At 59.7% G+C, this 15,722-nt stretch carries 11 protein-coding genes; 6 read left to right on the top strand and 5 right to left on the bottom strand.

Annotation, left to right across the window (positions count from 1 at the left end):
- Nucleotides 1-79: 79 nt before the first annotated feature.
- Nucleotides 80-1,219 carry a 2-aminoethylphosphonate--pyruvate transaminase gene (gene phnW, locus BN1139_RS20495; RefSeq protein WP_005352495.1) on the bottom strand — a complete coding sequence of 380 codons (1,140 nt, stop codon included), beginning with the start codon at nucleotides 1,217-1,219 and terminating at the stop codon, nucleotides 80-82.
- 265 nt (nucleotides 1,220-1,484) lie between these two features.
- Between phnW and phnR the strand changes: the two genes are divergently transcribed.
- From phnR to BN1139_RS21225, 6 genes are all read left to right on the top strand, one after another.
- Nucleotides 1,485-2,192, top strand: a complete 708-nt coding sequence (gene phnR / locus BN1139_RS20490) for a phosphonate utilization transcriptional regulator PhnR (protein ID WP_005352498.1) — start codon at nucleotides 1,485-1,487, stop codon at nucleotides 2,190-2,192.
- A 120-nt stretch (nucleotides 2,193-2,312) separates the two neighbouring features.
- A complete protein-coding gene (locus tag BN1139_RS20485) occupies nucleotides 2,313-3,332 on the top strand; it encodes a putative 2-aminoethylphosphonate ABC transporter substrate-binding protein (RefSeq protein ID WP_005352506.1) in 1,020 nt (339 codons plus the stop codon).
- A gap of 272 nt (nucleotides 3,333-3,604) precedes the next feature.
- On the top strand, nucleotides 3,605-4,699 hold the full coding sequence (locus BN1139_RS20480) for a putative 2-aminoethylphosphonate ABC transporter ATP-binding protein (protein ID WP_005352508.1): 1,095 nt from the start codon (nucleotides 3,605-3,607) through the stop codon (nucleotides 4,697-4,699).
- A complete protein-coding gene (locus BN1139_RS20475; RefSeq protein WP_005352511.1) occupies nucleotides 4,696-6,432 on the top strand; it encodes a putative 2-aminoethylphosphonate ABC transporter permease subunit in 1,737 nt (578 codons plus the stop codon). Before BN1139_RS20480 ends, BN1139_RS20475 begins: the two co-directional genes overlap by 4 nt.
- An 18-nt stretch (nucleotides 6,433-6,450) precedes the next feature.
- Entirely contained in the window at nucleotides 6,451-7,857 is a 1,407-nt protein-coding gene (locus BN1139_RS20470; protein WP_005352512.1) for an FAD-dependent oxidoreductase, read from the top strand.
- Between the two features lie 476 nt (nucleotides 7,858-8,333).
- Nucleotides 8,334-9,212: a hypothetical protein gene (locus BN1139_RS21225; protein WP_005352514.1), complete on the top strand. Its 879-nt coding sequence runs from the start codon at nucleotides 8,334-8,336 to the stop codon at nucleotides 9,210-9,212.
- A 177-nt stretch (nucleotides 9,213-9,389) separates the two neighbouring features.
- Here BN1139_RS21225 and sucD read toward each other — a convergent pair whose 3' ends face one another.
- The 4 genes from sucD to sucA form a co-directional block, all read right to left on the bottom strand.
- Nucleotides 9,390-10,262 (bottom strand): succinate--CoA ligase subunit alpha, encoded by an 873-nt coding sequence (gene sucD, locus BN1139_RS20465; RefSeq protein ID WP_005333542.1) that lies wholly within the window; start codon nucleotides 10,260-10,262, stop codon nucleotides 9,390-9,392.
- Entirely contained in the window at nucleotides 10,262-11,428 is a 1,167-nt protein-coding gene (gene sucC / locus BN1139_RS20460) for an ADP-forming succinate--CoA ligase subunit beta (protein ID WP_005333544.1), read from the bottom strand. The genes sucD and sucC overlap by 1 nt, the downstream gene beginning before the upstream one ends.
- Nucleotides 11,429-11,599: 171 nt before the next feature.
- Complete coding sequence (odhB, locus tag BN1139_RS20455) at nucleotides 11,600-12,790, bottom strand: 2-oxoglutarate dehydrogenase complex dihydrolipoyllysine-residue succinyltransferase (protein WP_005352523.1); 1,191 nt, start codon at nucleotides 12,788-12,790, stop codon at nucleotides 11,600-11,602.
- Between the two features lie 35 nt (nucleotides 12,791-12,825).
- The gene (gene sucA, locus BN1139_RS20450) at nucleotides 12,826-15,633 is read right to left on the bottom strand and encodes a 2-oxoglutarate dehydrogenase E1 component (protein ID WP_005352525.1); all 2,808 of its coding nucleotides are present in this window, start codon (nucleotides 15,631-15,633) and stop codon (nucleotides 12,826-12,828) included.
- Between the last annotated feature and the right edge of the window lie 89 nt (nucleotides 15,634-15,722).

Below are 15,722 nucleotides of genomic sequence, written 5' to 3'. Positions count from 1 at the left end.
GCACGGCCGCGGCCGTGCAGCTTATGGTCATGCAAATCGCGGCCACGCAGATCACGACCCTGAGCCAGCATGCTGGTCATCACGCAGCCCCCTGCCAGTAGCAGGCGCTGGCCATGGCGGCGAGCAGATCGCGCACCCGCTCAGGGGTTACGTCGCCGATATTGCCGATACGGAAGCAATCGGCTTGGGAGACCTTGCCCGGATAGATGACAAAGCCCTGCGCCTTGAGCCGCTGGTAGAAATCGGCGAAGCGGTAGTCAGGGTGGGCCGGAGAGTAGAAAGCGGTGATGATGGGAGATTGCCACTGTTCTGGCAGCAGTGGCGCAAAGCCGAGGGCAGCCATGCCATCCACCAGGGTGCGCTGATTTTCACTGTAACGCTGATGGCGGGCAGCGATGCCCCCCTCCTCGTCCAGCTCGCGCAACGCCTGGGCAAAGGCAAGCACGGTATGGGTGGGCGAGGTAAAGCGCCACTTGCCCCCCTGCTGCTCCATGGTCTGCCACTGGGCGTGCAGGTCGAGGGAGACCGAGCGGGCGCGACCGGCGCAGGCCGTAAGCGCCACGCGGCGAGCGATGACGAAGCCAAAGCCCGGCACCCCCTGAATGCACTTGTTGGCCGAGCTGATGAGAAACTCGATGCCAAGGTGTCCCATGTCGATGGGTATACCGCCAAAGCTGCTCATGGCATCGACGATAAGGCGAATGCCGCGGCGCTGGCAGAGCGCAGCCACCTCCTCAAGGGGGTTGAGCATGCCGGTGGTGGTCTCGCAGTGCACCATGGCCAGATGGGTGATCTCGGGGTGGCACGCCAGCATCGCCTCGATGGCGGCGGGCTCCGGGCGGGTGGTCTCGCCGCAGTCCAGCTCATGGTGACGCAGGCCAAGGCAGCGGGCCATCTCCCCCATGCGGGCACCGTAGGCGCCGTTGTTGATGATCAGCAGACACTCATCGACGCCGATCGCCGAGCCCAGCACACTCTCCACCACATAGCTGCCACTCCCCTGCAGCAGCACGGCGCTGTAGTCACTTTGATATTCCGGGCCGGTGGCGAGGCGCACCAGCTCGCGGCGGATGGGCTCCACCACCCCCTGGTTGTAGTCCGCATCCCAGGTGCAGCTGTCTTGCAGCATGGCGGCACGCACAGTCGCGGTGGTCGAGAGGGGGCCCGGGGTCAGCAGCAGGTAATCGACGGCGGCAGGGGCCGCAGGAATATGGGTCATGACTTCGCTCCTTTTGGTATATACCAGAATGAGCGCATTGTGGGTAACTGCCCCGCCAAGGTCAAAGGGGTGGCGCTACGTGCAACAAAAAATTCATTTTCAGCGCCGGGATCGCGATAATCTAGGAAACCTGAACAACAGGGGCGATTCTGGTATCTACCAACGCATATTGATGTTGCCGTGTAACGACCGGGCAGATGACCTGCCCTGTGCCCAGCCCATTGCCCAACTCATTGCACAACTTATTGCAAAACCAGGGATTTTCATGAGCAAACCGCAATACCTGCAGATCAAGGATGCCCTCGCCAACCAGATCCTGGCGGGGGGTCTGGCCCCCAACGACAAGCTCCCCTCCGAGCGACTGCTGGGGGAACTCTATGGCACCACAAGGGTCACCATCCGCGAGGCACTGGTGCAGCTGGAGGCGAACGGCCTTATCTATCGGGAGGATCGCCGCGGCTGGTTCGTCACCCCGCCGCGCTTTCGCTTGAACCCCAGACGCACCTCCAACTTTCACCAGATAGTGCGGGAGCAAGGGGGAGAACCGCACACCGAGCTGCTGGAGAAAAGCCGCCAGGCGGTACCGCCCGCGTTGATGGCGCAACTGCAGCTCAAGCCGTTCGACAGCCTGTTTCTGCTAAAACGGCTGCGCTACGCCAACGGGCGCGCCATCTGCTACTGCGAGAACCACTGCCTGCCTGAGCGGGTGCCCGGCCTGCTGGCACTGGATCTCAACGGCAGTCTGACCGAGATCTACCAGGCCCATTACGATCTTCACTACGCCCGCATGCAGGTGCGCTTCTTCCCGACAGCCCTGCCGGACGAAGTGGCCAAGGCGCTGGGAGCCACCGCCGGCCTACCCGCCCTGCGCCTCGAGCGGCTCAACTTCGATCAGCACGGACGGGTGCTCGACTTCGATCTGGAGTACTGGCGCCACGACAGCCTGGAGATCGAGGTGGATACCCAGGATTAGTCACGGATAAATCAGGAACGGCAAAACGTCACGGGGCTGTCACGGTCACGTCATAAAGATCCCCTAGCCTCTCTCTCGACCAATCTGGTTTATACCAAACCAATTTAACTGGAGAAGAGGATGAAACAGGGAACCCATCTGCTGGCCGCCGCCGTGCTGGCTGCCATGACCGCCCCGGCACTGGCCGCGACCGATCTCACCGTCTACACCGCCTTCGAACCGGAGCAGCTCAACGAGCTGAAAACCGCGTTCGAACGCCAGCATCCGGACATCAACATCAAGTGGGTGCGTGACTCCACCGGCGTGGTCACCGCCCGCTTGCTGGCAGAAAAAGCCCAGCCCAAGGCGGATGTGGTATGGGGACTGGCCGCCACCAGCCTGATGCAGCTCGATCAGCAGCAGATGCTCAATGCCTATGCACCGAAAGGACTGGATAAGCTCGACAGCCGTTTTCGCGACAGCAAGGCCGAGCCGCACTGGATCGGTCTGGACGCCTTCTTCAGCGCCATCTGCTTCAACAAGGTAGAGGCGGAAAAACAGGGGATCCCGGCGCCCACCAGCTGGGCCGACCTCACCAAGCCCATCTACAAGGGCAAGGTGATCATGCCCAACCCCAGCTCCTCCGGCACCGGTTACCTGAGCGTTGCGGGCTGGCTGCAGACCATGGGCGAGCAGCAGGGCTGGCAATTTATGAACGGCCTTCACCAGAACATCGACCGTTACACCCACTCGGGCTCCGCCCCCTGCAAGCTGGCCGCCAGCGGCGAGACGGTGATCGGTATCTCCTTCGACTTCCCGGCTACCAGCCTCAAAGCCAAGGGTGCCCCCATCGAGGTGGTGTTCCCGAAAGAGGGGTCGGGCTGGGATATGGAAGCCGCCGCCATCATCAAGGGCACCCCCAAGCTGGAAGCCGCCAAACAGCTGCTCGACTTTGCCGCCACCGAACAGGCCAACGCCCTCTACAACAAGTCGTTCGCCGTGGTCGCCATCCCCGATGTAGCCCAACCGAGAGCGGGCTATCCGGCGGATATCAAAGGCCAGATGATCGACAACGACTTTAGCTGGGCAGCCCGCGAGCGTAACGCCATCCTGGCCCAGTGGAGCGCCAGCTTCGACGGCAAGACCGAAGCCAAACAGTAAGCGTGAAGGGCGGCGGTTTGTTCACGCCAGACACACCGCCGCCAATAAACTGCCAGTCGAAGGCCAACAGCTGTTGGCCTTCGCTTTTTGGTTTTAACTTCCCGAGTTTGTATTGCCTTCAATTAGCGATGCTTAGTCCATTCGCACAGTGCCCAGCCACTTGCTGGCGACCCGATGTCATTTGACTGTCATCAAGCTGTCATCCCCCGATCACCTGACCGTCACACTTCACCCGCAAACTGGTATATACCAAATCAGTAGCGAGTCGAACCATGACCCAGCCCTATCTGGACATTCAACATCTCAACAAGCAGTTCGGTGCTTTTCAGGCCCTCAAGGGGATCTCTCTGACCATTGAGCCGGGGGAGTTTATCTGCTTTCTCGGCCCCTCCGGCTGCGGCAAGACCACTCTGCTCAGAGCCATCGCCGGACTGGATCTGCCGGACAGCGGCGAGATCTGGCAAGGGGGGCGCAATATCTCCCGCCTACCGCCCCAGGAGCGCGATTTTGGCATCGTGTTTCAGTCCTATGCTCTCTTCCCCAACCTGACGGTGGCCCAGAACATCGCCTTCGGCCTTGAGAATCAGGGGCTGGCGCGGGATCTCATCAAGGAACGGGTCGATCACTGGCTGGGGCTGGTGGATCTCACTGCCCAGTCCCACAAATACCCGAGCCAGATCTCCGGCGGCCAGCAGCAGCGGGTGGCGCTGGCCCGGGCCTTGGCCCTCTCCCCCGGTCTGTTGTTGCTGGACGAACCGCTCAGCGCCCTGGATGCGCTGGTGCGCACCCACCTTCGCAGCGAAATCCGTGCCCTGCAGCAGCGCCTTGGCATCACCACCATCATGGTGACCCACGATCAGGAAGAGGCGCTGACCATGGCCGATCGCATCGTGGTGATGGAGGGCGGCCGCATCGTGCAGGTGGGCACCCCGCAGGAGATCTACCACCAGCCTGCCAGCCGTTTCGTGGCAAGCTTTGTCGGCACCATGAACTTCCTCGAGACCCTGGTGCTGAGCCCCACTCAGGTGCGCCTCAACGAACAACCGCTGCAACTCGCCAATCAGGCCGCGGCCGGCAGCAAATTGCAGGTGGCGATCCGCCCCGAGGCTATCACCCTGAGCGCGCCGAGCGAGCCGTATCTTGGCCAACATGGCGTTGAAGCAACCATCGATCAGGTGGAGTTTCTCGGCGCTGCCCAGCGTCTTATCTGCACCGCCGACACCTATCTGGGCCCACAGCAAATTCTGGTGGAGCGCCCGACCCACGAGCTGCCCCGCCACCAACAGGGTGGCTGGCGCAGCGGCATGCGCTGCTCGCTGCACTGGCCTGCCGGGGCGATGCAGCTGTTTGAAGGAGAGCGCCCATGACTGCCCCCTTTGCGACCTCCTCCCTGCTGCCGCCAGCGACAGCCCGCCAAGACTCTCGCTGGCAGCGGCTCTGTCGCGGCTGGAGCCGGGATCAGCTGCTGCAACTGATCCTGCTGGTGCTCGGCATCGCCCTGCTGGTGGGGGGCCTCTTGCTGCCACTGCTCACCATGTTGCAAAAGAGCCTGCAGGATGAGAACGGCCTCTGGGTGGGCCTTGCCAACTTCAGCGCCTACTTCGACTCCCCTCATCTGGGGCGCACCATTGGCAACACCCTCTGGCTCGGGGTGCTGATCACCGCGCTGGTGGTGACCATCGCCTTTGGCTACGCCTATGCCCTCACCCGCACCTGCATGCCGGGCAAGCCCCTGTTTCGCCTCATCGGTTTGATCCCGCTGTTGATGCCCTCCCTGTTGCCCGCCATCAGTCTGGTCTACTGGTTTGGCAATCAGGGGATCGCCAAGGGGCTGCTCGGCGGCGAGAGCATCTACGGCCCCATCGGCATCGTCATCGGTCTTGGCTTCTGGTGCTTCCCCCACGCCCTGATGATCCTTATCACGGCGCTCGGTCAGAGCGATGCCCGCCTCTATGAAGCCTCCCGGGTGCTGGGCAGCAGCGGCTGGCGCACCTTTGTCACCGTCACCCTGCCGACCGCCCGTTATGGCCTGCTCAGCGCCGCCATCGCCGTCTTCACCCTTACCATCTGCGACTTCGGAGTTGCCAAGGTGATTGGCGGCCAGTACAGCGTGCTGGCTACCGACATCTACCGGCAGGTGATCGGGATGCAGAACTTCTCGCTGGGCGCCGTTGCCAGCGTTACCCTGCTGCTGCCGGCGCTGTTGAGCTTTGCCCTGGAGCACAGGGTACGCAGCAAGATGCAGGAGCAGAGCAGCACCAAGGCGGTGCCCTATCAACCCAAACCCCATCGGCTGCGGGATCTGCTGGCGCTCGGTTGGTGCACGCTCTGGGCCCTGCTGTTTCTGGCGCTGGTGGGCATGGCCGTTTACGGCTCCCTGGTACAGTTCTGGCCCTACAACCTCGGGCTGACGCTGGATCACTACGCCTTTGACAGCAACAGCGTCTACGGCTGGCAGCCCTTTACCAACACCTTGCAGCTGGGCCTCTATACCGCGCTTATCGGCACTGTGCTGGTGATGGTGCTGGCCTGGGCACAGGAGAAGGGGCGCCACTTTGCGCCGCTGCGCCAGCTGCTGCATCTGCTCGCCATGCTGTCGCTGGCGGTGCCCGGCATGGTGCTGGGACTGGGCTATATCTTCTTTTTCAACGGCAATCCGTTCTTTGGCGGCCTCTACGGCACCCTGCCACTAATGGTGCTCTCCTGCGTCATCCACTACTACACCGTGGGCCATATGACAGCGCTGACCAGCCTCAAGCAGTTGCCCAAGGAGCTGGAGCTGGTGGCCATCTCATTGCGCATTCCGCTCTGGAAGGCGTTCTGGCGAGTCACCCTGCCCGCCTCCCTGCCAGCGCTCTTGGAAATCTTCATCTATCTGTTCGTCAACGCCATGACCACCACCTCGGCGGTGATCTTCCTCTATTCGAGCGACAGCGTGCTCGCCTCCATCGCCGTGCTCAACATGGAGGATTCCGGCGATACCGCCGCGGCCGCCGCCATGGCCACCCTGATCCTGCTGGCCGCCGCCACCGTCAAGCTGCTCCAGCTCTTTTTGAGCCGCGCCCTGCTGGATCGCACCCAGCGCTGGCGCCACCAATAACCTTATCGAGGAGTCATCATGTCCACTCTCCCCTTCTGGCTGGCCGAAGCGCTCGCCGCCGAACAACCCGCACCGCCCACGCCCCTAGTCGGCAACCACGAGGCCGATGTCTGCATCGTCGGTGGCGGCTTTACCGGGCTGTGGAGCGCCATCACCCTTAAACAGACCGAGCCCCACCTGCACGTCATAGTGCTGGAAAAAGATCGCTGCGGCAGCGGCGCCTCCGGGCGCAACGGCGGCTGCCTGCTCACCTGGTCGGCCAAATACCTGACCTTAAAACGCCTGTTTGGAGAGCAGCAGGCCGCTTGGCTGGTACAAAGATCAGAGCAGGCGGTACACGAGATCGCCCACTTCTGCGAAACGCACAACATAGAGGCAGAGCTGAGGGTCGAGGGCACCTGCTACACCGCCACCAGCGAGGCACAGCGCGGCCTGATGGAGCCGGTATTGCAGGAACTCAAGCGCGCAGACCTTAACCAGTGGCAGGCGATTGAAGAGGGTGAACTGGCGAGCCAGAGCGGCTCCCACGTTCATCTGGAGGGGCTCTACAGCCCCCACGCGTGCTCGGTGCAACCGGCACTGTTGGTGCGCGGCCTGCTGCGGGTAGCGCGGGAACTGGGGATCGAGGTCTATGAGCACTCCCCCATGCAGCGCCTTGAGGCGGGCCAGCCAGCGCGGGTGCAAACGCCACAGGGCGAGGTGCGTGCCCGCAAGGTGGTGCTGGCTCTCAACAGTGCCATGGTGCAGCACTTTCGCGAGTTTCGCCGCAGCATAGTGCTGGTCTCCTCCGATATGGTGATAACCGACCCCGCACCGGATGCACTGGCTGCCCAGCAGCTTGAGCACGGCCGCAGCGTGGTGGATGGCCGCACCTTTGTCCATTACTACCGCTCCACCCCGCAAGGGCGGCTGATGCTGGGCAAGGGGGGCAATACCTTCGCCTTTGCCAACCGCCATCTGGCCGAGTTCGATGCGCCGAGCCGTTATCTTGCCCCTCTCACCCGCACCCTGCGCCGCTTCTTTCCGGCGCTCAAAGAGGTGCCCATCGCCGCCAGCTGGTGCGGCGCCTCCGACCGCTCGGTGGATGGCCTCCCCTTCTTCGGCCACTGGCGAGGGCAGCCCAATATCGTCTATGGCCTCGGCTACTCCGGCAACGGGGTGGCCCAGAGCTGGATGGGCGGCCAGATCCTGGCGGCCTTGGTGCGCGATGAAGTGCGGGAAGCGGACAAGCCGTGGCGCGACTGCGCGCTGGTCAGCGGCCCGCGCGGCTATTTTCCGCCCGAGCCATTTCGCTGGCTGGGCGCCATGGCGGTGCGCAACGCCATCCGGCGCAAAGAGCGGGCGGAAGATGAGAACCGCCCGGTGGCCTGGTATGACAAACAGCTGGCCAAACTTGCCGATGCCGCGGGCAAGGCGGATAAATAGCCCGCTGATAACGGACAAACATTCCCCATACTGTTCGCCCCACACCCTATTTCTTGAAACTGCCGACCCGAGGGTCGGCATTTTTACAGGTGAAATCAGAGGAGCATTATCAAGCAACGTGACCAACTGATTGGCCCCCGTATCAGCAGAACAGCATCAGACAATATTGACGCAGCGTAACAATCTTGGGCCGTTTGATTCTGGCCGTAGGCGAAGGCTGTGGCATACTAACCGCCCGGTCGTCCGAATACGCTTCGTTATGCGAAGCTACAAGCAATCTTTAGTATCGAGAAAAATCGAGATTTAAAAGACATCCATTGACAATGATCACATCAAAAAAGCACTCACTATGGAATGATTGAACATTCCTGATAATATATGTAATTTTTATAGAACAGTTAAACGTATCAACGCACCCAACTAAATTAATGGAATTAAATTATTATCATCTTTGGTTACAAAGGAGTTAAGTAGCAATGGGTAATCCAATGATTGTAAACAAAGACGCTATTATTCGTAATGAACAGTCAATGAAGGTATCATCCTTAACTCTGGATAAAGAAGACCTTTTATCGTTTTGTAAAATACTTCAAGAACGAGCAAGAGCAGCTGGGGAACTTGAAATAGCAAAATATCAGAAAGGTGAAATGTCAGATGAACAATATAAAGTTAATATAGAAACTCTCCGTAGCGGTTTTGAACTCCGTGTTACTATTGCAGGTAAAAATGGGGAAAATATTTGGGGAACAATAGATGAAGTTTTTGCATCACCCAATTTCCCATCCGATGTTAGATCACTTTTCATTGACAGTGCTTCATCATTAAAGATTTCGCACAACTATTACGTCAGAAATGATTTTGTCATTTTTTTAGATTTTAACAAGCCACGGATTGTAGATTTCACTCTGTTGCCTAGCCAAGAAACCCCAAATGAATCAAATGTAAAAGTAAGAGGATATGATGCGACTTGGGTAAATGGGGTTTTTGCAGAGATTAGAACTTTCATCGAGTCAAAATCATCCTCACTTTCCATCGTCCATACACATAGCATTTATGACATATTACTTTGGTTTATAGGATTCCCTTTAGGTTTTTGGGTTTGCTATAAACTAGACAAATATATTGAAAGCATTTTTAGCAACACATCTAAATTTTTAGTGAGCGCTATTTATCTATACTGTTTTATAGGCGTGTTATTCTTGTTTAGATTCTGGTTTCATTATCTTAGATGGGTATCTCCCCTTGTTGAATTTAGAGCTAAAAATAGTGTTATCGTAATGCATCGATTGCTTATTTCGACTATCGCACTCTCCGTTTTAAGTTCATTTATTTATGACATAATAAAGTCCATTTAGTTATGACCAATCATGTAGTGTATGGCAGAACACTATTTTAGTGAGGATTTATTCATAACTGGCGTAGGTTCGAATAGCGAAGCGTATTCGGACGTACGCGATAAATTACGGAACAGAACCATAAAAAATGCCGCCCATCGGGCGGCATTTTTATTAGAGATAACGGGCTAACGGGAATTACCAGCCGGTCACTTCGCGCAAGGCCTTGCCGATATCGGCCAAGGAGCGGACGGTTTTCACGCCAGCATCTTCCAGCGCGGCAAACTTCTCAGCGGCAGTACCCTTGCCACCGGAGATGATGGCGCCAGCGTGGCCCATCCGCTTGCCGGGAGGGGCAGTAACACCGGCGATATAGGAAACCACCGGCTTGGTGACGTGGGCCTTGATATAGGCGGCAGCGTCTTCCTCGGCGTTGCCGCCGATCTCGCCGATCATCACGATCGCTTCGGTCTGCGGGTCGTTCTGGAACATCTCCAGAATGTCGATAAAGTTGGAGCCCGGGATGGGGTCGCCACCGATACCGACGCAGGTGGACTGGCCAAAGCCCTCGTCAGTGGTCTGCTTGACCGCTTCGTAGGTCAGGGTGCCGGAGCGGGAGACGATGCCCACCTTGCCCGGCTTGTGAATGTGGCCCGGCATGATGCCGATCTTGCACTCACCCGGAGTGATCACACCCGGGCAGTTGGGGCCGATCATCCGCACGCCGGTCTCTTGCAGCTTCACTTTGACGTCCAGCATATCCAGCGTCGGGATGCCTTCGGTGATGGTGACAATCAGCTTGATACCCGCGTCGATCGCTTCCAGGATGGCATCCTTGCAGAACGGCGCTGGCACATAGATGACGGAGGCGGTGGCGCCGGTCGCTTCGACCGCGTCACGGACGGTGTTGAACACCGGCAGGCCCAGATGGGTGGTGCCACCCTTGCCCGGGGAGACGCCGCCCACCAGCTGGGTGCCGTAGGAGAGCGCCTGCTCGGAGTGGAAAGTACCCTGACCGCCGGTAAAGCCCTGGCAGATGACTCGGGTGTCCTTGTTGATCAGTACGCTCATCAGTTGGCCTCCGCTGCTTTGACGACTTGCTGCGCGGCATCGGTCAGACTCTTGGCCGCAATGATGTTGAGGCCGCTCTCGGCCAGCTTGATACCACCCAGCTCGGCGTTGTTGCCTTCCAGACGGACCACGACGGGCACCTTGACCCCCACTTCCTTGACCGCACCAATGATGCCTTCTGCGATCATGTCGCAGCGCACGATGCCGCCGAAGATGTTGACCAGCACCGCTTTGACGTTGTTGTCGGAGAGGATGATCTTGAACGCCTCGGTTACGCGCTCCTTGGTGGCGCCGCCGCCGACGTCAAGGAAGTTGGCCGGTTTGCCGCCGTGCAGGTTGACGATGTCCATGGTGCCCATGGCCAGACCCGCGCCGTTGACCATGCAGCCGATGTTGCCATCGAGGGCCACATAGTTGAGCTCCCACTGGGCGGCGTGCGCTTCGCGGGGGTCATCTTGTGACGGGTCGTGCATCTCGCGCAGCTTGGGCTGACGATACAGTGCGTTGGCATCGATGTTGATCTTGCCATCCAGGCAGTGCAGGTTGCCCTGCGCGGTGATCACCAGCGGGTTGATCTCCAGCAGCGCGAAATCGCAATCCAGGAACATCTGGCCCAGACCCATGAAGATCTTGGTGAACTGTTTGATCTGATCGCCGACCAGACCCAGTTTGAAGGCCAGTTCGCGGGCCTGATAAGCCTGCGGACCCACCAGCGGATCGATAGCCGCCTTGTGGATCAGATGGGGGGTTTCGTGGGCGATCTTCTCGATATCCACGCCACCTTCGGTTGAGGCCATGAAGACCACGCGGCGCGAACCACGGTCAACTACGGCGCCCAGGTAGAGCTCTTTGGCGATGTCGGTGCAAGATTCCACCAGGATCTTGGTGACCGGCTGGCCGTTGGCGTCGGTCTGGTAGGTCACCAGATTTTTGCCAAGCCAGTTTTGGGCAAAAGCACGGATCTCATCCTTGCTCTTGGCCACTTTCACGCCGCCCGCTTTACCGCGGCCACCGGCGTGTACCTGGCATTTGACGACCCAGGTATTGCCGCCAATCTTGTCGGCCGCTTCGGCCGCTTCTTGTGGGGTAGCACAGGCATAACCTTCGGAGACCGGCAGGCCATACTCGGCAAACAGCTGTTTTGCCTGATATTCATGCAGATTCATAGATGCTCTATCCGTGTTGTAGGTATTTCCGTCCGGGGCTGGTGTTTCTCAATCCCCTGTGAATGGGGGCCTGGGCGGCCCCTCGTTATCTTTCAATCGCTCGGGTATTACTCAAACGTCCAGCAGCACACTCAGCTCGGGGCGCAAACCCCTTGCCCGGGTGCCACAGGCTTAGACGTCCAGCAACAGACGGGTCGGGTCTTCCAGCAGCTCCTTGACGGAGACCAGGAAGCCTACCGATTCGCGTCCGTCGATGAGACGGTGATCGTAGGAGAGCGCCAGATACATCATCGGCAGGATCTCGACCTTGCCGTCAACGGCCATCGGGCGATCCTGGATCTTGTGCATGCCCAGAATGGCGCTCTGGGGCGGGTTGATGATCGGGGTGGACATCAGGGAGCCGAACACGCCACCGTTGGTGATGGTGAAGTTACCGCCAGTCAGTTCATCCACTGTCAGCTTGCCGTCACGGCCCTTGCCCGCCAGATCCTTGATGGCCTTCTCGATGTCCGCCAAGCTCATGTTGTCGCAGTCGCGCAGCACCGGCGTCACCAGACCACGTGGGGTCGAGACGGCGATGCTGACGTCGAAGTAGTTGTGGTAAACCACGTCATCGCCATCGAGCGCCGCGTTCACTTCCGGATAGCGCTTGAGGGACTCCACTACCGCCTTCACGTAGAAGGACATAAAACCGAGCTTGATGCCGTGCTTCTTCTCGAAGATCTCGCCGTACTGCTTGCGCAGATCCATGATGGGCTTCATGTTGACCTCGTTGAAGGTGGTCAGCATGGCGGTGGTATTTTTCGCTTCCAGCAGACGCTCGGCAATGCGCTTGCGCAGACGGGTCATCGGTACCCGCTTGTCGGTACGACCACCCAGCGGGGCAACCTTGGCTGCCGGAGCGGCAGCGGCGACCGGTGCGGCTACCGCAGGCTGGCTCTTGGCCTTGATGAAGGCTTCCACATCATCCTTGGTGATACGACCGCCCTTGCCGGTACCGGTCAGCTTGGTCACGTCGATATCGTGCTCACCAATCAGGCGGCGCACCGAGGGGCTCAAGCCATCGGCACCATCATCGGCCACCGCTTCAGCGGGTTTCTCTTTGGTCTCTTCACCGGCCACGGGGGCGGCGGTGAGGATGGCAATCAGTTGACGGGACAACACGGTCGCCCCTTCCCCTTGCAGAATATCCCCCAGCACACCGGCTTGCGGTGCCGGCACTTCCAGCACCACCTTGTCGGTCTCGATGTCGACCAGCACTTCGTCACGGGCGACCAGATCGCCCGGTTTTTTGTGCCAGGTGGCGATAGTGGCATCGGCCACTGATTCCGGCAGATCCGGTACCTTGATTTCGATAGTCATCCAATCAGTTCCTTTTTACTTCTATGCCAGAGGCTTTACAGGGTAAGGGCATCTTCCACCAAGGCTTTTTGCTGCTTGGCGTGGACAGACATGTAACCGACGGCCGGTGAGGCTGACGCGGGGCGACCGGCATAACGCAGGGTGGCTCCGGCTGGCAGCACGCCATCGTAGTGGTGACGGGTGCAGTACCAGGCGCCCTGGTTCTGCGGCTCTTCCTGACACCAGACAAAGTCGGTGACGTGGCTGTAATCGGCCAGAATGGCGCGCACTTCCTCTTCCGGGAAGGGGTAGAGCTGCTCAATTCGCACCAGTGCCACATCTTGCTGCTCGGCCTTGCGACGGGCATCGAGCAGGTCGTAGTAGACCTTGCCGGAGCAGAAGACCACGCGCTTGACCGCTTTCGGATCCAGCGCATCGATCTCGCCGATGGCGTTCTGGAAGGTACCTTCCGCCAGCTCTTCAAGCTTGCTCACCGCCAGCGGATGGCGCAGCAGGGATTTGGGCGTCATGACGATGAGCGGACGGCGCATCGGGCGCACAACCTGACGACGCAGCATATGGAACACCTGCGCCGGGGTAGAGGGCACGCACACCTGCATGTTGTGCTGGGCGCACATCTGCAGATAACGCTCCAGACGGGCAGAGGAGTGCTCCGGGCCCTGCCCCTCGTAACCGTGCGGCAGCAACATGGTCAGGCCGCACATCCGGCCCCACTTCTGCTCACCAGAGGAGAGGAACTGATCCACAACCACCTGAGCACAGTTGGCGAAATCGCCGAACTGGGCTTCCCAGATGGTGAGGCCAGCCGGCTCGGCGCTGGCGTAGCCATATTCAAAGGCCAGTACCGCGTTCTCGGTCAGCACAGAGTCATACACCTCGAACGGGCCTTGCTCGTCGTGCAGGTTGCACAGCGGAGTGTAGGTGCTGGCATCGGTCTGGCTGTGCAGCACGGCGTGGCGGTGGAAGAAGGTGCCCCGGCCGGAGTCTTCACCGGTAAAGCGGATGCGGGAACCCTTGTCCACCAGAGTGGCGTAGGCCAGGGTTTCGGCAAAGCCCCAATCCACCAGCTTCTCGCCAGCGGCCATCAGACGGCGGTCTTCGTAAATCTTCTCGACCTGACGCTGTAGCACGTGGGTCGCCGGATACTGGCTCACCCGCTCGCCGAGGCTCTTGAGGTGATCCATCGGCACGGCACTCTCATAGGCCATGTTCCAGTCGTGGCCCAGATAAGGGGTCCAGTCGACGGAGTGCAGCTCCATTGGCCGCCACTCCTTGCTCACCCGCTCGCCGCGATCCAGCGCTTCGCGATACTCGTTGACCAGTTCGGTCGCCCGCTCCTGAGCGAGGCTACCCTCGGCAACCAGCTGATCGGCGTAGATCTTGCGCGGGGTCGGGTGCTGCTTGATCTTCTGGTACATCAGCGGCTGGGTCGCGCTCGGCTCGTCCGCTTCGTTGTGACCGTGACGACGGTAGCAGACCAGCTCGATCACCACGTCGCGTTTGAAGGTGTTGCGGTAATCCAGTGCAATCTGGGTCACCAGCACCACGGCTTCCGGATCATCCCCGTTGACGTGCAGCACCGGCGCCTGCACCGCCTTGGCGATGTCGGTGCAATATTCGGTGGAACGCAGGTCACGGATATAGGAGGTGGTGAAACCAACCTGGTTGTTGATGACGATGCGCACCGTCCCGCCGACACCATAGGCACGGGTCTGGGACATGTTGAAGGTCTCGGCCACCACGCCCTGACCGGCCATGGCCGAGTCCCCGTGAATGGTGATGGGCAACACGCTGGAGCCATCCTTGTCACCGCGACGATCCATCCGGGCACGGACCGAGCCGATGACCACAGGGTTGACGATCTCGAGGTGAGAGGGGTTGAACGCCAGCGCAAGGTGGACGTTGCCACCCGGGGTGGCGAAGTCGGAGGAGAAGCCCATATGGTACTTCACATCACCGGTGCCCCAGGATTCGCCATGCTTGCCGGCAAACTCGTCGAACAGGTCCTGCGCCCGTTTACCCAGCACGTTGATCAGCACGTTGAGACGACCGCGGTGGGCCATACCGATAACGGCCTCTTTGCAGCCCTGCTCACCGGCGCGACGGATCAGCTCCTTGAGCATGGGGATCATGGCGTCGCCACCTTCCAGCGAGAAGCGCTTGGCTCCCGGGAACTTGGCGCCCAGATATTTCTCCAACCCTTCGGCGGCAGTCAGGCTCTCAAGGAAACGGGTCTTCTCTTCGAGGGTGTAGCTCCCCTTCCCTTCAATGGATTCGAGACGCTGTTGCAGCCAGCGCTTCTCTTCCGTGGAGGTGAGGTGCATGTAGTCGGCGCCGATGGAGCCGCAATAGGTCTTCTTCAGCGAGGCGTAGAGGTCGGAGAGCACCATGGTCTCGCGACCGATGGCATAGGAGCCCACATTGAAGGTGGCCTCCATATCTGCGCCCTGCAGGTTGTGGAACGCAGGATCCAGTTCGGCAACGGTGTCACGCTGCCACAGGCCCAGCGGGTCCAGATTGGCATTCTGGTGACCACGGAAACGGAAGGCGTTGATCAGCTGCAATACCCGCACCTGCTTGGCATCCACTTGCGGATCGGAGACGGGGGCACTGTAGCGAGAGGGATCCTTGGCCAGACGACGGAAATAATCGCGGACCTGGGAGTGAGGTTGTTCAACCGCATGGCCATTGACCTGGGGCAGCTCGCTAAACAGGCTGCGCCACTCGTCGGACACGGAGTCAGGATTTTCCAGGAAGGATTCGTACAAATCCTCGATATAGCTTGCATTCGCACCAGCCAGGTGAGATGACTCCAACCAGGCCTTCATCACGCCGTTATGCATTTCTATCCCTTGTACTTCTTGTTACTGCTGCGCAGCTTGTAGGGGTCAAATAGCCATCCTGCCACGGGTGGGATGGCTATCCAGAGGTC

The organism is Aeromonas veronii bv. veronii (genome assembly GCF_000820225.1).
Classification (GTDB): Bacteria; Pseudomonadota; Gammaproteobacteria; order Enterobacterales; family Aeromonadaceae; genus Aeromonas; species Aeromonas veronii.
Note: the sequence above shows the minus strand (reverse complement) of the source record. Positions and strands in the feature narration are given on the sequence as shown.